General features: G+C 69.3%; 19 protein-coding genes. 12 read left to right on the top strand and 7 right to left on the bottom strand.

Annotation, left to right across the window (positions count from 1 at the left end; translation table 11 throughout):
- Positions 1-67 precede the first annotated feature (67 nt).
- The gene (locus tag HC028_RS04175; RefSeq protein ID WP_205861014.1) at positions 68-439 is read left to right on the top strand and encodes an avidin-fold protein; all 372 of its coding nucleotides are present in this window, start codon (positions 68-70) and stop codon (positions 437-439) included.
- Here the strand turns inward: HC028_RS04175 and HC028_RS26965 are convergent.
- From HC028_RS26965 to HC028_RS04160, 3 genes are all read right to left on the bottom strand, one after another.
- Positions 427-753, bottom strand: coding sequence for a hypothetical protein (locus HC028_RS26965; RefSeq protein ID WP_203981154.1), 327 nt, complete (start codon positions 751-753; stop codon positions 427-429). The genes HC028_RS04175 and HC028_RS26965 overlap by 13 nt on opposite strands.
- A gap of 119 nt (positions 754-872) precedes the next feature.
- Positions 873-2,240, bottom strand: a complete 1,368-nt coding sequence (locus tag HC028_RS04165; RefSeq protein WP_203981153.1) for an MFS transporter — start codon at positions 2,238-2,240, stop codon at positions 873-875.
- A gap of 279 nt (positions 2,241-2,519) precedes the next feature.
- Positions 2,520-3,194, bottom strand: coding sequence for a TetR/AcrR family transcriptional regulator (locus HC028_RS04160; protein WP_239075306.1), 675 nt, complete (start codon positions 3,192-3,194; stop codon positions 2,520-2,522).
- A gap of 152 nt (positions 3,195-3,346) precedes the next feature.
- On the opposite strand from HC028_RS04160, the gene HC028_RS04155 reads away from it, so the two are divergent.
- The 4 genes from HC028_RS04155 to HC028_RS04140 all read left to right on the top strand — a co-directional run bounded on the left by HC028_RS04155 (position 3,347) and on the right by HC028_RS04140 (position 7,313).
- A complete protein-coding gene (locus HC028_RS04155; RefSeq protein WP_168072939.1) occupies positions 3,347-4,276 on the top strand; it encodes a shikimate dehydrogenase in 930 nt (309 codons plus the stop codon).
- Positions 4,263-6,158: a bifunctional sugar phosphate isomerase/epimerase/4-hydroxyphenylpyruvate dioxygenase family protein gene (locus HC028_RS04150; protein WP_168072937.1), complete on the top strand. Its 1,896-nt coding sequence runs from the start codon at positions 4,263-4,265 to the stop codon at positions 6,156-6,158. Before HC028_RS04155 ends, HC028_RS04150 begins: the two co-directional genes overlap by 14 nt.
- Positions 6,159-6,412: 254 nt before the next feature.
- Entirely contained in the window at positions 6,413-6,766 is a 354-nt protein-coding gene (locus tag HC028_RS04145; RefSeq protein ID WP_168072935.1) for an STAS domain-containing protein, read from the top strand.
- Between the two features lie 292 nt (positions 6,767-7,058).
- A complete protein-coding gene (locus HC028_RS04140; RefSeq protein WP_168072933.1) occupies positions 7,059-7,313 on the top strand; it encodes a Smr/MutS family protein in 255 nt (84 codons plus the stop codon).
- Between the two features lie 55 nt (positions 7,314-7,368).
- Here the strand turns inward: HC028_RS04140 and HC028_RS04135 are convergent, their stop codons facing one another.
- Positions 7,369-7,542, bottom strand: coding sequence for a hypothetical protein (locus HC028_RS04135; RefSeq protein ID WP_168072931.1), 174 nt, complete (start codon positions 7,540-7,542; stop codon positions 7,369-7,371).
- Positions 7,543-7,968: 426 nt separating this feature from the next.
- Between HC028_RS04135 and HC028_RS27320 the strand changes: the two genes are divergently transcribed.
- Complete coding sequence (locus HC028_RS27320) at positions 7,969-8,364, top strand: DUF4190 domain-containing protein (protein WP_203981152.1); 396 nt, start codon at positions 7,969-7,971, stop codon at positions 8,362-8,364.
- 4 nt (positions 8,365-8,368) lie between these two features.
- On the opposite strand, the gene HC028_RS04125 is transcribed toward HC028_RS27320, so the two are convergent.
- On the bottom strand, positions 8,369-9,784 hold the full coding sequence (locus HC028_RS04125; protein WP_338091266.1) for a PQQ-dependent sugar dehydrogenase: 1,416 nt from the start codon (positions 9,782-9,784) through the stop codon (positions 8,369-8,371).
- Between the two features lie 12 nt (positions 9,785-9,796).
- On the opposite strand from HC028_RS04125, the gene HC028_RS04120 reads away from it, so the two are divergent.
- The gene (locus HC028_RS04120) at positions 9,797-11,437 is read left to right on the top strand and encodes a fatty acid--CoA ligase (protein WP_168072929.1); all 1,641 of its coding nucleotides are present in this window, start codon (positions 9,797-9,799) and stop codon (positions 11,435-11,437) included.
- Between the two features lie 77 nt (positions 11,438-11,514).
- Here the strand turns inward: HC028_RS04120 and ku are convergent, their stop codons facing one another.
- A complete protein-coding gene (gene ku / locus HC028_RS04115; RefSeq protein ID WP_168072927.1) occupies positions 11,515-12,504 on the bottom strand; it encodes a non-homologous end joining protein Ku in 990 nt (329 codons plus the stop codon).
- A 196-nt stretch (positions 12,505-12,700) separates the two neighbouring features.
- Between ku and HC028_RS04110 the strand changes: the two genes are divergently transcribed.
- The 5 genes from HC028_RS04110 (at position 12,701) to HC028_RS04090 (ending at position 18,129) form a co-directional block, all read left to right on the top strand.
- On the top strand, positions 12,701-13,693 hold the full coding sequence (locus tag HC028_RS04110; RefSeq protein ID WP_373313833.1) for an ATP-dependent DNA ligase: 993 nt from the start codon (positions 12,701-12,703) through the stop codon (positions 13,691-13,693).
- A complete protein-coding gene (ligD, locus tag HC028_RS04105; protein ID WP_168072925.1) occupies positions 13,686-14,585 on the top strand; it encodes a non-homologous end-joining DNA ligase in 900 nt (299 codons plus the stop codon). Before HC028_RS04110 ends, ligD begins: the two co-directional genes overlap by 8 nt.
- 32 nt (positions 14,586-14,617) lie before the next feature.
- Entirely contained in the window at positions 14,618-15,163 is a 546-nt protein-coding gene (locus tag HC028_RS04100; RefSeq protein ID WP_168072923.1) for a TetR/AcrR family transcriptional regulator, read from the top strand.
- Between the two features lie 52 nt (positions 15,164-15,215).
- Positions 15,216-16,625 carry a DHA2 family efflux MFS transporter permease subunit gene (locus HC028_RS04095; protein ID WP_168072921.1) on the top strand — a complete coding sequence of 470 codons (1,410 nt, stop codon included), beginning with the start codon at positions 15,216-15,218 and terminating at the stop codon, positions 16,623-16,625.
- A 64-nt stretch (positions 16,626-16,689) separates the two neighbouring features.
- A complete protein-coding gene (locus HC028_RS04090; RefSeq protein WP_168072912.1) occupies positions 16,690-18,129 on the top strand; it encodes a PrsW family intramembrane metalloprotease in 1,440 nt (479 codons plus the stop codon).
- Here HC028_RS04090 and HC028_RS27315 read toward each other — a convergent pair.
- A complete protein-coding gene (locus HC028_RS27315; protein WP_239075304.1) occupies positions 18,120-18,464 on the bottom strand; it encodes a GroES family chaperonin in 345 nt (114 codons plus the stop codon). The genes HC028_RS04090 and HC028_RS27315 overlap by 10 nt on opposite strands.
- Between the last annotated feature and the right edge of the window lie 23 nt (positions 18,465-18,487).

The following is an 18,487-nucleotide window of genomic DNA, read 5'->3' as shown; positions in this document are numbered from 1 at the left end:
TCACCGCGCGACGCCTCGATCGGGGCGTCGCGCGGTGGCGGTCCCGGGCCCATGTGACCATGGTGCGGTGACGACAGGTCCAGGCGCCGCTGCCCACGTTGGGATCGACGGCAAGACGTTCGCCAGTATCAGCAACACCGCCAGCGGCGAGGTCGATGGCGCGACCCGCTTCAGGTACCGGCAGGACGGCGAGACGATCTGGGCGGATTACGGCGGTGGGGCGATCGTTCGGGGCTACCTCGTCGGGACGCGTACCCTCGACCGCCTCGACTTCCGCTATGTACACCTCAACACCAGCGGCGAGACGGCGAGCGGTCGCTGCACCTCGCGAATGGTCGTACTGCCGGACGGGCGGGTACGGATGCACGAGGCTTGGTCGTGGGAGTCGCGGCAGGGCTCCGGTGAAAGTCTCATCGAAGAGGTGCGTCAGGAGCGGTAGGGCCACTCCCGGTCGAAGATCGGGTACCGCTCGTTGCCTTCGGTCGGCATGGCCGACCCGTAGAAGACCGCTGCGTCCAGGCTGAGAGGGTCGTCGTCGTCCCGATCGGATTCCTGCCCGGGCGCCCACTCGATCCGAAATGCTTTCCCGAGCTGGATGGCGACGGCGTAGGCGACTTCGGTGACCTCGGCCAGATTGATGGTTTCGCCGCGCAGGGCGAGTTGGGCGTGTAACTCGCACGCGATGGCGTTGCGGAGTCGAGCCAACTCCGCCGAGGTCTCGTCGGTCACGTCCGGTTGAGGACGGCTGGTCATAACCGTCACGGTCGACTTCGGACCAGCTGCCGTCAATCTCGTCGTGATCTATTCCACAGAACGCGACGGCGCCCGCCCCGAATGACGGGACGGGCGCCGCAGGCGAGATGTAGGCGCCGTCAGGCCTCAGCGGTCGCCGCGACGGCTACCGGCGGTACGGCCGCCGGCTTCGTGCCCAGCTCCTCCGTGGGTACCTTGTGGGTCTCGCGGGCGGTCGCCGCGGCGACGGCCGCGATCGCGCATAGCGCGGCGGTGAAGATGGCGACCCCGAGCCAGTTGTCTCCCCTCGGCCCGGCGAGGGCCGTCGCGATGGTGGGGGAGAAGCCGCCGATGGCGAAGCCGATCTGGGTACCGATGGCCATGCCGGACAGTCGGACCTGGGTGCTGAACATTTCGCCGTAGAACGACGGCCAGATCCCGTTGGACGCGCTGTAGACGACCCCGAGCATGAGGACGCCGAAGACGAAGATCAGTGCGTAGCTACCCGTGGAGATCGACCACAGGTACGCGAAGATCAGTACCGCGCAGCCGGCGGCGCCGGTGATGAACACCGGCTTACGCCCGATCCGGTCCGACAGGCTCGCCCAGAGCGGGATCGCCAGGAGTGCGACCGCGTTGGCCGCGACACCGACCCAGAGCATGGTCGACTTCTGCAGCTCGACCGTGTTCACCGCGTAGGACAGTGCGTAGACCGTGAAGATCGTGCTGACCGAAGCGATGATCGCCGCCGCCACGACGCGCAGCACGTCGGCCCAGTGGTCCCGGAACAGTACGGCCAGCGGAAGCTTGGCAACGGTGTTGCTGGCGACCGCCTGCTGGAAGACGGGCGTCTCCTCGAGCGTGCGCCGGATGACCATGCCGACCACCGCGACGACGGCGCTGAGCCAGAACGGGACCCGCCAGCCCCAGCTGAGCAGCGCGTCCTTCGGGAGGGCGGCGATCGGCAGGAACACCGCGGTGGCGAGGAGTTGCCCGGCCTGGGTGCCGTTGAGGGTGAAGCTCGTGTAGTACCCGCGCCGGTTCTGCGGCGAGTGCTCGAGCGTCATGGAGTTCGCGCTGGCCTGCTCACCCGCTGCCGAGAGGCCCTGCAACAGCCGCAGTGCCACCAGTAGGGCCGGCGCGGCCGCCCCCACCTGGTTGTACGTGGGCAGGCAGCCGACCAGGAAGGTCGAGATGCCCATCAACAGGAGCGTGAAGACGAGGATGCGCTTGCGGCCGAACTTGTCGCCGACGTGACCGAGGATGAACGCGCCGACGGGCCGGGCCAGGTAGCCAACCCCGAAGGTGGCGAGAGCCAGCAGCGTCCCGGTCGCGGGGGCCGACGTGGGGAAGAAGATCTTGCCGAAGACCAGCGCCGCTGCGGTGCCGTAGATGAAGAAGTCGTAGTACTCGAGGGCGCTCCCGATCCAGGCGGCGAGGGCCGCCTTCCGGGGTTTGCCCTCTGGGACGGTGGCGCCCGCGGTGGGGACGGCTGGCTCAGCGGTCACGTGGTGCTCCTCGGTCATTGCTTCGGTACGAGAACGGCGGGCGATCGGGCCGGATTCCCGGTGTCGTCTCGGGTGACCGCGCTGTGCCGTTGGTTTGGCACCGCTGCGCAGTCGGCAGGGCGGCGTCGCTCGACGTGGGGTCTCCCGATGGAGCGGCGACGGGGCTATGAACGAAACAGTTAGGTAATGCGCTGGTAACTAACCAGATGGTGAAGTGACGGCCGACACCTGTCAAGTGGGGCCGCGCCCGAATTTCACCGCCGCGTCGGGTCCTCCGGATCAGCGTGCGGTCAGGTACTCCAGGACCATGTCGCCGAGCATCGTGCGGTAGTGGGCGCGGCGCTCCGGGTCGAGCATGTCCCGGCCGAAGATGGCCTTGAACGTGTGCTGGTTGGCCGTTCGGAAGATGCAGAACGCGCTGATCATCATGTGTACGTCGAGCGCGTCGACGTCGCCGCGGAAGTGGCCGGCCGCGCGTCCCCGGTCGAGGATGCGAGCGAGGACCTCCAGTGCCGGATTGGCCAGGCTGGACAGGGCAGACGACGTCGCGATGTGCTCGGCGCGGTGGATGTTCTCGATGCTGACGAGCCGGATGAAGTCCGGGTGCGATTCGTGGTGGTCGAAGGTCAGCTCGGCCAGTTGCCGAATGGCGTCGATCGGGTCGAGGTGCTCGACGTCGAGTTCCTGCTCGATTGAGCGGATCAGGGCGTACGCCCGCTCGAGCGCGGCGACGTAGAGCTGTTCCTTGCCCCCGAAGTAGTAGTAGATCATCCGCTTGGTGGTGCTGGTCTTGGCGGCTATCTCGTCCACCCGGGCGCCGCTGTAGCCCTTGTCCGCGAACTCCCTGGTGGCTACGTCGAGGATCTCGGTGCGGGTTCGCTCGGCATCGCGCTGCCGCTCCGGGCCGCCGGGGGAGTGGTCGGCCGGCGCTTCCTTGGACAGCGGTGCGCCCACCTGGGCTCCTCTCACAACGGACATGTTGATCCCCCACTGTAGGGGGCCGCGGCGCGCCGTTCGTTTGACCCGAGGCTATTCCCTCATTTCACCTCATGCGGTACAACTAACTAGCTGGTTCGTTCATTGCCAGCATTTCCGGAGGAGAGGTCATGAGCGGCCAGCGGAGTTACCTCATCGGCTTGGTGGGGGCGGGCATCGGCCCGTCGTTGAGCCCGGCGATGCACGAGCGCGCCGCCGACGAGCTCGGCATTCGCTACCTGTACCGGCGGCTTGACCTCGACGAGCTGGGACTGCCGGCGACGGCGATCGGTGAGATCCTGGCCGCCGCCCGGTTGGCCGGCTACGACGGGCTGAACATCACCCACCCGTGCAAGCAGGTGGTAATCGAGCACCTCGACGAGCTGTCCGCCGACGCCGCCGCCATGGGGGCGGTCAACACCGTCGTCTTCACCGAAGGCAGGGCCGTCGGCCACAACACCGACTGGTCGGGATTCGCCCGCAGCATCGCCCGCGGGCTGCCGGACGCCACCTTGGACCGGGTGGTGCTGCTCGGGGCCGGTGGCGCCGGAGCGGCCGTCGCCCACGCGCTGCTGACGTTGGGCGCCGGCGTGGTTCGCATCCTCGACCTCGACGCACAGCGCGCCGCGGCGCTCGCCGCCGCGCTGTGCGCGCGCTTCGGTGCCGGCCGGGCCGTCGCGGACCGGTTGGACGACGGCGGGGCGGAACTGGCCACCGCGCTGGCTGAGGCCGACGGCCTCGTACATGCGACGCCCACCGGCATGGCCGCCCACCCGGGGCTACCCGTACCGGTCGAGCTGCTCCGGCCGGAGCTCTGGGTGGCCGACGTCGTGTACCGGCCGTTGAACACCCAACTGGTGACCACCGCGCGAGCCCGTGGCTGCAGCGTCCTCGACGGCGGCGGGATGGCCGTCTTCCAGGCGGTGGACGCGTTCCGGCTGTTCACCGGCGTCGAGCCAGACGCCGGCCGGATGCTGCGTCACTTCGCGACGCTCGTCGCCGACGTGGCGACAGAAGCCGACCCCACGACCGAAGGGCGTACCGCCGATGTCCGAGGGTGAGAAGTGGATCCGCCGCGGAATCGCGACCGTCTGCCTGTCCGGCACGCTGGAGGACAAGCTGGCGGCCGCTGCCGCAGCCGGCTTCGACGGCGTGGAGATCTTCGAAAACGATCTCATCGCCTCGCCGCTGTCGCCGAAGCAGGTCCGCGAGCGCTGCGCTGACCTGGGCCTGTCCATCGACCTCTACCAGCCGTTCCGTGACTTCGAGGCGGTCCCCGGGGAGCTGCTCGCGGCGAACCTGCGGCGGGCTGCGCTCAAGTTCGACCTGATGGAGCAGCTCGGCGCCGACACGATGCTGGTGTGCTCGTCGGTCTCCCCGGCCGCGGTGGACGACGACGACCTCGCCGCCGAGCAGCTGTACGCCCTGGCCGCGCTCGCGGCCGAGCGGGGCGTGCGGATCGCGTACGAGGCGCTGGCCTGGGGCCGGTTCGTCAACACGTACGACCACTCGTGGGAGATCGTGCGGCGCGCCGACCATCCCGCGCTGGGCCTGTGCCTGGACAGCTTCCACGTGCTCTCCCGCGGCTCGGACCCGGCCGCCATCCGCGACATCCCCGGCGCGAAGTTGTTCTTCCTTCAGCTGGCCGACGCACCCCGGCTGGAGATGGACGTGTTGCAGTGGAGCCGGCACCACCGGCTCTTCCCTGGCCAGGGCGCCTTCGACCTGCCCGCCTTCGTCGGCCACGTGCTCGCGGCCGGGTACGGCGGCCCGCTGTCCCTCGAAGTCTTCAACGACGTGTTCCGGCAAGCCGATCCCGAGCGCGCCGCGGTCGACGCGATGCGCTCGCTGATCGACCTGCAGGAGCGGCTGAGCGGGAGTGGCCCGGCGGCGGTACGGGAGCGGGTGCGCATCGCCGACCTGCCACCAGCACCCGACCTGAGCGGATACGCCTTCACCGAACTGGCTGTCGACGAGGTCTCCGGCCCGCAGGTCGCGGGCGCGCTGGCGGCGCTGGGCTTCACCCACACCGGGCAGCACCGCTCCAAGCCGGTACAGCTGTGGCAGCAGGGCAGCGCCCGAGTGCTGCTCAACGCGGCCTCGCAGGGCACGGGGTGCCCCGGTGGTGCGGCGGTCAGCGCGCTGGCGGTGGAGAGCGCCGATCCGGCCCGCTCCGCACGCCGCGCCGAGGCGCTGCTCGCGCCGGTGCTCCCGCGTACGCGTGGCGCGGACGAGGCGAACCTTTCCGCGGTCGCCGCGCCCGACGGTACCTCGGTATTTTTCTGCCGTACGGGTGCCGACGACGCGTCCAGCTGGGTGTCCGACTTCACCACCACCGGCACCGCCCTGGGCGCCGGCGCCGGTCTCATCAGGACCGATCATGTCGCGCTCACCCAGCCGTTCGATCACTTCGACGAGGCGGCCTTGTTCTACCGTGCGGTGCTCGGGCTCGACCCGGAGCCGGTGACGGAGTTCGCCGCGCCGTTCGGCCTGATCCGCAGCCGTGCGGTCGCCGACCCGAGCCACCAGGTCCGGATCGCGCTAAGCGTCGCGCTGCTGCGCCGCGGTGACTGGGCGCCGGGCGTCCCGGACCCGCAGCACATCTCCTTCGTCACCGATGACGCCATCGCCAGCGCGCGGGCCATGCGCGCCCTCGGCGCGCCGTTGCTGGAGATTCCGGACAACTACTACGACGATCTCGACGCACGGCTGAACCTTCCGGCGGACCTGCTCGCCGCGCTGCGGGAGTACTCGGTGCTCTACGACCGCGACGAGCACGGCGAGCTGCTGCACTTCTACACCGAGGTGCTGGGTTCGCGGGTGTTCTTCGAGGTGGTCCAGCGGGTCGGCGGGTACGCCGGCTACGGCGCCGCCAACGCTCCGGTGCGGATGGCGGCGCACCGCAGACTGCGGATGGCCCGAACCGGGAGCGGCCCGGCCTGACGACACCGCCACGCTGCTCACGTGCGTACTCCGCGCACCCGCTGTCGCTCAGCGTCGGCTTCGCCGGCCACGATCCGGCCGAGTCGGGGCAAATCGGGCGGTCGCTGACGCATGGGTGCCGGTCACCGCCCATCCGCGCTGGCAACACCCGAACGCGCCTCGCCGATAGGCTCAACAGCGCCGGGGCTAACCGGTACTGTACGCACGCGTAACGGTTGCACCCGGGCGGTCCGCCGCTCACCCGAGGAGTGTCGATGGTTGCCGCGGATCACGGTATGGAGTCGGGGCGGTTGGGCCTGATCCGGTCCACCCTCAGCCCCGGCGTGATCTGCCTTGCCGTCAGCGGCGAGGTGGACATCGGCACCGTCGACGAGTTGCGCGCCGCTATGGACAAGATCCTCAGCGAGGAGGGTGTGGACCGGTTGCTGTTGGACTTCGAGTCCCTGCGGTTCCTCGACTCGAGCGGCATCGCCGCCCTCATCGGCGGCTACCGCACCGCGCAGCGGCACGGCATCGCCTTCGACGTCGTCAACTGCCACGGCACCGTCCGCAACGTCCTCCAGGTCACCGGGGTGTACGACGTCCTGGGCGTAGACGGCCAGAAATAGGACGACCCCCGGGGTTCCACGCGTTCGCGTGGACCGGCTGGACTAGGCCGGACCCCGGGGGTCGGGTAACTGTCTGGGATTCGCCGAGCCGCCGTGCGGCCTCGACTACTCAGAGTCCAGAGGACGGCGACTAGCGGACAGTCACCTCACGAGTCCAAGAACTACACAACTTTGGACCACCTCCTTTCACGTGTACCGCCCACCTTAGGAGCGGTTCCGAGACCCTGCAACGGTTTTCGGGTGATCCGGCAGACACGTACGCTGGGCTGGGCTGATACCGGAGAGGACGCACGTGAAGCTCAAGCTCGACCTGCACGACATCTACAACCGCAGCGGCGACATCGAACGGGCGCTGAACGGGATCATCGCCGAGGCGGTCCAGAAGAAGGCCACCCTCGTGGAGATCATTCCCGGGAAGGGGTCCGGACAGCTCAAGAAGCGGGTGCTGCGGTTTCTCGATCAGAAGGAGATCAAGGCCCTGTACCACCGGGTCGAGAAGGACTCCAAGAACTTCGGGCGGCTGTTCGTGCACTTCAAGTGGAAGTGACGGCGCGCCGCCGCACCGGCGGAGCGGTGCGGCGGCGCGCCGTCCTGACTCTCGGTCAGGCGTAGGTGTCGATCTTTCCGGCCGCGATCGCCTTCACGTTCTCCAGTTGGAGCGCCTGTACTGCCGGCGACGTTGCCTGCTGCTCTGCGTGCTTGGCCGTACGAGCAGCCACCGCAAGGCGGGTCAGCTCCGCTATCGGAGACTGACTGGATGCGGAACCAACGTTCATAACCACCTCCATGTCATGGGCGGACGACGCATCGGCGGCACTCATCCGCGCCGGTCGGGCCTCGTCCATCCATTCGCAGCCACACCATCCAACGGGCGGGTGTCGCTGCGGCATCGGCTTACTCCCCGTAGATCGGCATAGCGACGAGACCAGATAGAGAACCGGGCTTGGTCGGCGCAAATCCGAGCCGTACGCCTGACGGACGACTGCCTCCATATGGGGCAAACGGCTTATACCTGACGCCGGCGCACAGTCGACAAGCCTGGTCTGGTCAGGGCGCGTCCGGCCTTTCTTGGCCGGGCTTTCCCATATATCCGAGCACTGTTGGTGGCGCGATTTCCCGACGGAAGTGTGTCCGCACAATGACTGACAAATAGGACCGATCGCCCGGCGACGATCTGGATACGCACGGTGACACTCGTACCAGTGACCGCTCCGCACCTCGAGCCGGGCCAACCACAGGGTCCGCCGCCACACCAGGCTCCGCCCGGCCAGCCCACATTGCCGGCGCCGTACAGCCCACAGCCCGTGTACGTGATTCAGCAGCAGTTGCCGACGTCCGGAATGGCGGTCGCCTCGATGGTCCTGGCCATCATCGGCCTGGTATCCGGTTGCTGCTCGTTCGGTGTCCCGTCGATCCTCGCCGTGATCTTCGGGCATGTCGCCCTCGGCGAGACCAGGAGTGGCCGGAAGTCCGGTCATGGCATGGCGGTTGCCGGCCTCGTGATGGGATACGTCGTCATGTTGCCCGCGATCCTCATCTCGGTCTGGGTCGTCCTCATGGGCGGTATCGGCGCCGTCAGCGGTGGCACCACGCCGTAGCCGATCACGGCGGGTTCCCGGTCGGGCTCGCGCTCGGCGGGTGCAGGGTGAGCCGCAGGATCCGGTCGTCCTCCGGGACCGGTTGGTTTCGCGCGTCCCGGTTGGACGTCGTCAGCCAGACGCTGCCGTCGGGTGCCTGGATCGCGGCGCGGAGGCGGCCGTACTTGGCGGTCAGCGCCTCGATGGGGCGGCTCGCGACGCCGGCACCGGGCCGCCACCGGATGCTGGACGTGCCGACTCCTTCGCCATCGACCCGCCGGCTGCCCAGCCCGGTCGTGATGGCGTTGGTGAGGCGCACCAGATAGATCCGCTGGCCGCGCAGGCAGGTGACGACCGCGACCCGGCCGACGATCACGACGCCGTTGGAGACGCCCACTTCGGGGCGCCATGTCACGATCGGGTCGACGTAGTGCGGATCGTTGCCGATCCCTTGAACCTCTGGCCAGCCGTAGTTCCGGCCCGGCACGATGACGTTGAGTTCGTCCCACACCGCTTCACCGATCTCGGCGGAGTACAGGTTTCCTTCGCGGTCCCAGGCCAGGCCCTCCGGATTGCGGTGGCCGTACGTCCAGACCAGCGAGTGGGGGAACGGGTTGCCGGGAGCGGGTTTGCCGTCCGTGGTCATCCGGAGGATCTTTCCGCCGAGGTCGCCGAGGTCCTGCGAGTGCCCGGCCCGCGACGCGTCGCCGGTGGTCGCGTAGAGGTAGCCGTCGGGGCCGAACATGAGCCGGCCGCCGTTGTGGACCCCGGCGTGCGGGATGCCGGTGAGGATCGGCACGGGCCGTCCGCCGAGCCGAAGTTTCGCGATCCGGTTGTCGACCCTGGTCGTGTAGAAGAGGAAGACCGTGTTGTCCCGGGCGAAGTTCGGCGAGGCGGCGATCCCGAGTAGGCCCCCCTCGTTGTTGGAGTACGCCTCCGTGATGGTGGCTACCCGGGTCACGGTCAAGTCGCCGGTCGGTCCCCGCTCCGGACCGACCCGGAGAATCCGCAGCGTCTGCCGTTCGGTCACCAGCGCGCCCCCGTCGGGCAGGAAGGTGATGCCCCACGGAACGTCGAGGTTGCGGGCCAGGGTGGTGACGGACACCAGATCGTCCCCGCGGGCCGTCTTGTCCCTCGGCCCTAACGAGAAGTCGGTCGGTGTGGGGTCTCTGGGGGCCGACCGTGAACTGTGGGTGGACGACGTCAGCACACCCAGTAGGCCCATCGTCATGACAAAGACGAGCGCGCCAACCGCCAGTCGGGCCGGTGGCAGGACTCGCGCGGCGCGCACGTACCGAACGCTAACGTCCGGGTACGGCAGCCGCACCTCATGAGGCACGTCCACCCCGATCGCCTTCCGGTCGGGGTGGCCCATCGGCTGTTTGGTTACCGTTCGGTAGACGCCGGCCAGATGCTCTTCCGTCACTGTGATGGTGAGCACTAGCGTCTGGGTATGAAGAGCACGATGATGGCGACGCCGCTGCTGGTGTCGCGGCTTCTGGAGCACGGCAGGACCGTTCACGGCAGGGCCGAGGTGATCACCTGGACCGACGCGGGCCCGCGCCGGACCGCCTTCTCCGAGGTCGGCCGCCAGGCGGCGCAGCTCGCCCACGCGCTCCGCGAGGACCTTGGCGTGACCGGCGACCAGCGGGTCGGCACGTTCATGTGGAACAACGCGGAGCACCTCATCGCGTACTTCGCGGTGCCCAGCATGGGCGCCGTCTTGCACACGCTCAACATCAGACTCTTCCCGGAGCAGGTCACCTACATCGCCAACCACGCCGAGGACAAGGTCGTCATCGTCGACGGCACGCTGATCCCGCTGCTGGCACGGGTGCTCCCGCAGATGACGACCGTCGAGCACGTGGTCGTGGTCGGGGCCGGCGACACGTCGCCCCTCGAGGCCGCTTCGCACGTCCGCCTGCACCGGTGGGACGACCTGCTCGCCGGCAAGCCAGACACGTACGACTGGCCGGTTCTCGACGAGAACGACGCTGCCGCGCTGTGCTACACCTCCGGCACCACCGGCAACCCCAAGGGCGTCGCGTACTCGCACCGCTCCATCTGGCTGCACTCGATGGAGGTGTGCATGGCCGAGACGTTCGGGCTCGGCCCGGCCGACACGGAGCTGGTCATCGTGCCGATGTTCCACGCGATGGCGTGGGGCCTGCCGTACGCGTCCTTCATGGGCGGCGCGTCACTGCTGATGCCGGACCGCTTCCTGCAGGCTGCCCCGCTCGCCGCGATGATCGAGCAGGTCAGGCCCACCCACGGCGGCGCCGTCCCGACGATCTGGAACGACCTGCTCGCCTACCTCGACGCCCACCCGACGGACGTCTCGTCGATGAAGGAGGTCGTGGTCGGCGGCGCGGCGTGCCCACCCGCGCTCATGCACGCGTTCTCCGAGCGCCACGGCATCGAGATCATCCATGCCTGGGGCATGACGGAGATGTCCCCGCTGGGCTCGGTCGCCCGCCCGCCGGCCGGGGTGAGCGAGGAAGAGAGCTGGACCTACCGGTACACCCAGGGCCGGGTCCCGGCCTCGGTCGAGGCCCGCATCGTCGGCCCACTCGGCGACGTCATGCCCGCCGACGGCGAGTCCGTGGGTGAGCTCGAGGTCCGTGGGCCGTGGATCACCGATCGGTACGTGGGGGAGAGCGAACCGGACCCGGACAAGTTCCGCGACGGCTGGCTGCGTACGGGTGACGTCGGCACCCTGTCGCCCGACGGCTACCTCACCCTCACCGACCGCGCCAAGGACGTCATCAAGTCCGGCGGCGAGTGGATCAGCTCCGTCGACCTGGAGAACGCGCTGATGGCGCACCCGGCGGTGCTGGAGGCGTGCGTCGTCGGCGTGCCCGACGAGAAGTGGAGCGAGCGGCCGTTCGCGACGGTCGTGCTCAAGGAGGGTACGACTGCGACCGTCGACGAGCTGCGCGACTTCCTCGCCGGCCGGGTGGCCAAATGGCAGCTGCCGGAGCGGTGGGCGTTCATCGAGGCGGTGCCGAAGACCAGTGTGGGCAAGTTCGACAAGAAGGTCGTGAGGGCGCGGTACGCGGACGGCGAGCTGACCGTCGTGAACCTCGGCGAGTAGCCTGCTCCCTCCTGTTTCATGATCCTGAAGAGTTTTCCGCCCTAGGACGGAAAACTCTTCAGGATCATGGGAGAGCGCTAGGCGGTCTTCTTCGCGCGCGTGGTCTTCTTCGCTGCTGCCTTCTTGGCCGGCTCGGCCGCTTTCTTGGCTGCCGTCTTCTTGGCTGCCGTCTTCTTAGCCGGGGTGGCCTTCTTCGCAGGCGCCGTTTTCTTCGCCGGCTGGGCCTTCTTAGCCCCGGACCGGGCCGAGTCGATCGGGGTTGGCTGGGCGCCGTCGCCATCCGATTCGCCGCGGGCGCTCCGGGCGCGCTCGACGGAGGCGCGCAGTGCGGCCATCAGATCGATGGCACCGCCCTGTGCGGGCGCTTCTTCCTCGGGGGCGACCACCTCGCGGCCGGCCGCCTTGGCGTCGATGACCTCCTGCAGCGCCGCCCGGTAGTTGTCGGTGTACTCGGTCGGGTCGAAGTCCGCCGCCATCGACTCGATCAGCGAACCGGCCATCGCCAGCTCTGCGGGGCGCGCCTCCACGTCCTCGCCGAGGAACTCGAAGGTCGGTTTGCGTACTTCGTCGGGCCACAGCATGGTGTTGAGGACCAGCACGTCGTCGCGTACGCGCAGGGTCGCCAGCTGCTCGCGCTGGCGGAGCGCCACCTTCACGATGGCCACCCGGTCGGTGCGGCTCAGGGCGTCGCGCAGCAGCACATAGGGCTTGGTGGCGGAGCCGTCGGGCTCCAGGTAGTAGGCCTTGGCGTAGAGGATCGGGTCGACCTGCTCAACGGGTACGAACTCCAGCACGTCGATCGCGTGGCTGGTGGTCAGCGGCAGGTCGGCGAAGTCTTCGTCGGTCAGGATGACCATCTCGCCGCCGCCGAGGTCGTACCCCTTGGCGATGTCGTCGTAGGTGACCTCCTGCCCGCACACCGAGCAGGTCCGCTTGTAGCGGATCCGGCCACCGTCCTCACGGTGCACCTGGTGAAAGCGGATGTCTTTCTCCTCGGTGGCCGAGTACAGCTTCACCGAGATGGACACCAGCCCGAAAGAGACCGCACCCTTCCAGATGGACCGCATACCCCAAACCCCCTTAAAAGTGCCCCCGTACGCTCCCCGTGGTGGCCGTCGATGGCAACGTACCCCCGCGAAGATGCTGCGATACCTCCGCTGACCAGGCAACATGTCCATGATCGCATCGATGGTGCGCTGCGCGCGAGCTGTTCCGCTTCGATACCTCATCGACAGATGGTGGTGAAGCCTTAGCATCGGATGCGTGTCCGGCTCACCTTTCGCGCCCATGCTCGCCACCGCGGGCGCGCTGCCCGTGGGCTCGGGCTGGGGGTACGAGCTGAAGTGGGACGGGGTCCGCGCGATCGCCGCGTGCGGTGGCGGTGCCGCCCGGCTCTACGGCCGCCGAGGTAACGACATCACCGCGGGGTATCCGGAGCTGGCCGGCCTCGCCGGGGTGGGTGACGCGGTTCTCGACGGCGAGATCGTCGTCATGGACGCCGCCGGTCGGCCCTCCTTCCGGGATCTGGCCGAGCGGATGCACGTACGCGACAGCCACAAGGCGACCCGACTCGCCGCCACGATCCCGGTCACGTACCTGGTCTTCGACGTGCTCCGGTTGGGCGGTGTGGACCTGCTCGACGTCCCGTACGCCCAGCGGCGCGGCCTGCTGGAGGAACTCGGCGTGGCGGGCGAGCGGTGGCTGGTGCCCCCGGCGTTCGACGACGGGCCAGCCACCCAGGCGGCGAGCCGCGAGCACGGCCTCGAAGGCGTCGTCGCCAAGCGGCTGGCGGCCCCGTACCGGCCGGGGCTGCGCTCACCGGACTGGGTCAAGGTGAAGTCGGAGCACACGGGGGACTTCGTCGTCGGCGGCTGGCGCCCCGGCGCCCGGGCCATCGGTGGTCTGCTGATCGGCGTGCCGGCGCCAGGCGGCCCCGCAGGCGGCCCCGCAGGCGGCCCCGCAGACGGCCCCGCAGACGGCCGCGCAGGCGGTCTCGTCTTCCGGGGCCGGGTCGGGGGAGGCATCTCCGCCGCGGCGCAGCGGGAGTTGCTGGCCGCGCTGGAGCCCCTGGTCGTGACCGGTTCGCCGTTCGCACAGCCGCTTCCGCGGGAGGATTCGCGCACCGCGGTGTGGGTACGCCCAGAGGTGGTGGTTGAGGTGAAGTTCGCGGAGCGTACCCGCGACGGCCGTCTGCGGTTCCCCCGGTTCCTCCGGCTGCGGCCGGACAAGACTGTGGAAGAAGTGGTCGATGAGTGAACGGGTGCTGGTCAAGGTGGACGGTCGGGAGTTTGAGCTGTCCAATCTGGACAAGGTGCTCTATCCGGAGGCCGGTTTCACCAAGGGCGAGGTCATCGACTACTACACCCGCATCGCTCCGGCGATCCTGCCGCATCTTCGCGATCGCCCGGTGACCCGGATCCGGTACCCCAACGGCGTGCAGGCCAAGGGATTCTTCGAGAAGAACGCCCCCGCCGGCACCCCGGACTGGGTCCGCACGGCGACGCTGCCGTCGCCGGGGTCGACCAAGGACCGGGAGATGGTCGAGTACATCGTCTGCGACGATCTGCCGACCCTGATCTGGCTGGCCAATCTGGCCGCGCTGGAGCTGCACACTCCGCAGTGGACGATCGGCTCGGCCGGCCCCGACCGGCTGATCGTCGACCTGGACCCGGGCCCGCCGGCCGGCATCCAGGAGTGCTGCACGGTGGCGCTGATCATGCGCGAGCGCCTCGCGGCCGACGGCATCGAGGCGTACCCGAAGACCTCCGGGAAGAAGGGCATGCAGCTGGCGTGCCCGATCTCGGGCGAGCAGTCGGATGAGGAGGTCAGCGCGTACGCGCATCGCATCGCCCGGGAGTTGGAGCGCGCCGAGCCGGATCTGATCGTGTCCCGGATGACCAGGAGCCTGCGCTCCGGCAAGGTCTTCATCGACTGGAGCCAGAACAACGCGGCGAAGACGACCGTCACGCCGTACTCGCTGCGCGCGCAGCCGACGCCGACGGTGTCGACGCCGCTGCATTGGGAAGAGGTCGAGTCGAAGAAGGTCGTTCCGGCCAAGCTGACCGCCCCGGCCGTACTGGAGCGGGTCGAGAAGTACGGCGATTTGATGGCCGGCCTGTGCGAGCCGGGTCCAAGACTGCCGACTTGACGACGTTAGTTATTGACCACTAACCTAGGGTCATGAGTTCCGGAAGCACCCGCATGAGCGCCGCCGAGCGGCGTGAGTTGGTGCTGCGCGCGGCGCAGATCGAGTTCGGGTCGGGTGGGTACGCCGGCACGAGCACCGAGGCGATCGCGCGCCGGGTCGGGGTCTCCCAGCCGTACCTTTTCCGGCTCTTCCCGTCCAAGAAGGCGCTCTTCCTGGCCACGGTCGACCGCTGCTTCGACGACATGCGGGACCTGTTCGACCGCGCCGCGGGCGACCGCACCGGCGACGAGGCCCTCGAGGCGATGGGGCACGCGTACAACTCGCTCCTCGACAACCGCGAGATCCTGCAGATGCAGTTGCAGACGTGGGCGACCGCCTGTGAGGACTCCGACGTGCGGGCGCTGGCCCGGCGGCGCCTGTCCGAGCTGTGGCAGCAGGTCGAGCGGATCTCGGGTGCCGGCTCCGAGCAGGTCATCGAGTTCATGGGGCGCGGGATGCTGCTCAACGTGCTCGCCGCCGTCGGGCTGCCGCGGATGGAGGAGCAGTTGGGCGAGGCGCTGAACGGCGGATCGGACTGAATTTTTTTTGCGTTCGATAGTTAGTGACTGATTACTTACAAAGGAGAGAAGGATGTCGAAGGCCTGGTGGACCTACCTCGTGACCGGAGTAGCGGTGTTCATGGTCGCGATGGACAACCTCGTGGTCACCAACGCACTGCCGGTGATCCGCCTCGATCTGGGCACGGGACTGGAGGGCCTGGAGTGGACGGTCAACGCGTACACCCTGACCTTCGCGGTCTTCCTGCTGACCGGCGCGGCGTTAGGGGACCGGTTCGGTCGCCGGCGCCTGCTCGCCGCCGGACTCGCGGTCTTCACCGCCGCGTCCGCCGCCGCCGCGCTGTCGACGGACATCGGTGTACTGGTGGCGGCGCGGACCGTACAGGGCCTCGGCGGGGCGGTCGTCATGCCGCTGACGCTGACGCTGCTGGCGAGCGTCGTTCCGCCGGCCAAGCGCGGGCTCGCGTTCGGCCTGTGGGGAGCCATGAGCGGCCTGGGCGTCGCGCTCGGCCCGGTCATCGGCGGCGCGATCACCGAGTACGCGTCCTGGGAATGGATCTTCTGGATCAACGTGCCGGTTGGTCTGATGCTCCTGCCGCTGGTCGCCCTGGTACGCGACAGCCGGGGCGGTGCCGGTCGCCTCGACCTGATCGGAACCGCGCTGGTCACCGCCGGTCTGTTCGGGATCGTGTACGGGCTGGTCCAGGGCAACGGCCACGGCTGGACCAGCGGGCCGGTGCTGGCCGGGCTGGCCGTCGGCGGCGTGCTGCTCGTGGCGTTCATCGCCTGGCAGGCCCGCGCGAGCGCGCCGATGATGCCGCTCGCCATGTTCGCCTCGCGCGGCTTCACCCTCTCCAACGTCATCGGGCTGCTGATGTCGTTCGGCATGTTCGGCACGGTGTTCCTACTCGCCCAGTTCATGCAGGGCGTACAGCACTACTCGCCGCTGGAGGCGGGCGTGCGCACGCTGCCCTGGACGGCGATGCCGGCGCTCGCCGCGCCCGTGGCGGGGATTCTGACCGACCGGATCGGCGCGGCGCGCATCGTCGCCGTCGGGCTCACCCTGCAGGCCGCCGGCATCGGTTGGCTCGCCGCGATCACGTCGCCGACCCTGCCGTACTCACACATGATCGTCCCGTTTGTTCTGGCCGGTCTCGGTATGGGGCTGTTCTTCGCCCCGATCACCCGGCTGGTCCTCGGCTTCGTGCCGGCGCACCTCGAAGGCGTCGCCTCCGGTACCTCCAACGCCATCCGGCAGCTTGGCACGGTCCTCGGCATCGCCGTGCTCGGTGCGATCTTCTCCGCGCAGGGCGGGTACGCCAGCGGCCAGCAGTTCGTCGACGGGGTCGCGCCGGCGGCGACGGTCGGTGCGGTGGTCCTCGCCGCCGGGGCGGTCGTCGCGCTCGCGATCCCGCGGCCCCGTACCGAGGTGGCCCCGGTGGCGGCCGAGGATCGCCGGGTGCCGGTCTCCGCTGCCGTCTAAGGCGCGATCAAGGGGCGGCCGTGCGGGACACCTACCGCGCGGCCGCCCTGGCTAGGCTGACGGCATGAGTGAGCTCCCACCCGCCGGGAACCCCGACCCCACCCAGGCGTACCCGAGCCCGGGAGCGGTCCTCGCGGCCGCACCTCCGCCGCCGAGGCGGCTGGACTGGCGCCGGGGTGCCCTCCTCGGTGGCGTGATCGCCCTGATCGCGCTCAGCGGTCTCGCCGTGCTGATCTGGCTCGGGTGGAACATCGGCCCGGTCGCGCTTGCCATCGGCATCGTCGCGGCGGTGCTGCCCGTACCGCTGCTGGCCTTCTGCTTCCTCTGGCTGGACCGCTACGAGCCGGAACCGGTCAAGTACCTCGCGTTCTGCTTCGGCTGGGGCGCCTGCGTGGCGACCGGCGCCGCCATCCTGGTCAACACCGGAGCAAGCCGGCTGTTCACGCGCTGGGGGCTCCCGGACGCGCTGGTCGCCGTGTTCATCGCGCCGTTCATCGAGGAGACGATGAAGGCGCTCGGCCCGATCCTGCTGTTCGCCCTGCGACGACGGGCGTTCTCTGGGATGATCGACGCGATCGTCTACTGCGGATTGTCGGCCACCGGCTTCGCCATGGTGGAGAACATCCTCTACCTCGGTGGACACGGCTATGCGGCGAACGCTGACGAGAACGGGCCCCTCGCTGGGGCCAGCGCCGTGGTCGCCATCTTCATCGCCCGGATCCTGATGAGCGGCTTCGCCCATCCGCTGTTCACCTCGATGACCGGCATCGGGCTCGGAGTCGCCGCCCGTGCCGGCGACCGGCGGGTGCGCTGGCTCGCACCGCTCGCCGGCCTCATCGTCGCGATGATGCTGCACGGCACCTGGAACCTGATGTCCACCCTCGCCGCGCAGTCGCAGCAGGGGTGGGTGCTGCTGTACGGGTACTTCGCGGTGATGATGCCGATCTTCTTCGGCATGGTCGGGTTCGCGCTGTGGCTGCGTGGATCGGAGGGCCGGCTGACCGAGCGGATCGTCGGCGAGTACGCCCGGTCGGGTTGGTTCTCCCCGCCGGAGGCCGCGGCGCTGGGCACCCTGGGGCGGCGGCTGGCCGCCCGCCGCTGGGCGAAACGGGTCGCCGGCGACGCCGGGGCCAAGGCGATGCGGGCGTACCAGTTCGACGCCACCCGGCTGGCGCTCCTGCGCGACGGCATGAACCGGGGCGTGGGCCTTGCGCCCGACGAGGTCGCCGACACCCTGGCCGAGGAGCGCCGGCTACTCGATGCGATCGACGCCTACCGCAAGGTCTTCGCCGGCCGTGACCCGTACGCGCCCCGTGCCGTGTGGGACGGCGGGCGCTACCACGTGACCTTCCCCGACGGTGCGGTACGGGCGCTCGACGCCCCGCAGCAGCCGGTCGTGCCGGTGCCGGTCGTCCTGGTCCCGGCCGCGCCGCCCCCGGGTCATCCGGCCCCGGGCTACCCCTGGCCGAGTCATCCAGGACCCGGGTTCCCGGGCTACAGGTAGAGACCCGTCCCGTCGTTCTCCACCCGGCGGGCGGCCACCGCGTGCACGTCGCGCTCGCGCAGCAGCACGTACGCCTCGCCGTGCAGTTCGACCTCGGAACGGTCATCGGGGTCGAACAGCACCCGGTCGCCGTTGACGATCGAGCGCACATTGGGCCCGACCCCGACGGCCGTGGCCCACGCCAATCGGTGTCCGATGGCGGCGGTGGCGGGTATGACGATTCCCGCCGCCGACCGGCGCTCTCCCTCGCTGCCTTCCAGGCGGACGAGGACGCGGTCGTGCAGTAACCGGATCGGGAGGCCGTTGTCGGTGTCGGATGGCGATGGTGCAGTCACGAGGGTGACGGTACCTCGCCAGG

It is taken from the genome of Planosporangium flavigriseum (assembly GCF_011947225.1).
GTDB classification, from domain to species: Bacteria; Actinomycetota; Actinomycetes; order Mycobacteriales; family Micromonosporaceae; genus Planosporangium; species Planosporangium flavigriseum.
This window is presented reverse-complemented; position numbering and strand designations above follow the sequence as displayed.

What these genes read in the sequence shown, in the direction of transcription:
- HC028_RS26965 (WP_203981154.1), bottom strand. Translation starts at nt 753, where the DNA reads ATGACCAGCCGTCCTCAACCGGACGTGACCGACGAGACCTCGGCGGAG.
- HC028_RS04155 (WP_168072939.1), top strand. Translation starts at nt 3,347, where the DNA reads ATGAGCGGCCAGCGGAGTTACCTCATCGGCTTGGTGGGGGCGGGCATC.
- HC028_RS04150 (WP_168072937.1), top strand. Translation starts at nt 4,263, where the DNA reads ATGTCCGAGGGTGAGAAGTGGATCCGCCGCGGAATCGCGACCGTCTGC.
- HC028_RS04145 (WP_168072935.1), top strand. Translation starts at nt 6,413, where the DNA reads ATGGTTGCCGCGGATCACGGTATGGAGTCGGGGCGGTTGGGCCTGATC.
- HC028_RS04135 (WP_168072931.1), bottom strand. Translation starts at nt 7,542, where the DNA reads ATGAACGTTGGTTCCGCATCCAGTCAGTCTCCGATAGCGGAGCTGACC.
- HC028_RS04120 (WP_168072929.1), top strand. Translation starts at nt 9,797, where the DNA reads ATGAAGAGCACGATGATGGCGACGCCGCTGCTGGTGTCGCGGCTTCTG.
- ku (WP_168072927.1), bottom strand. Translation starts at nt 12,504, where the DNA reads ATGCGGTCCATCTGGAAGGGTGCGGTCTCTTTCGGGCTGGTGTCCATC.
- ligD (WP_168072925.1), top strand. Translation starts at nt 13,686, where the DNA reads ATGAGTGAACGGGTGCTGGTCAAGGTGGACGGTCGGGAGTTTGAGCTG.
- HC028_RS04100 (WP_168072923.1), top strand. Translation starts at nt 14,618, where the DNA reads ATGAGTTCCGGAAGCACCCGCATGAGCGCCGCCGAGCGGCGTGAGTTG.
- HC028_RS04095 (WP_168072921.1), top strand. Translation starts at nt 15,216, where the DNA reads ATGTCGAAGGCCTGGTGGACCTACCTCGTGACCGGAGTAGCGGTGTTC.
- HC028_RS04090 (WP_168072912.1), top strand. Translation starts at nt 16,690, where the DNA reads ATGAGTGAGCTCCCACCCGCCGGGAACCCCGACCCCACCCAGGCGTAC.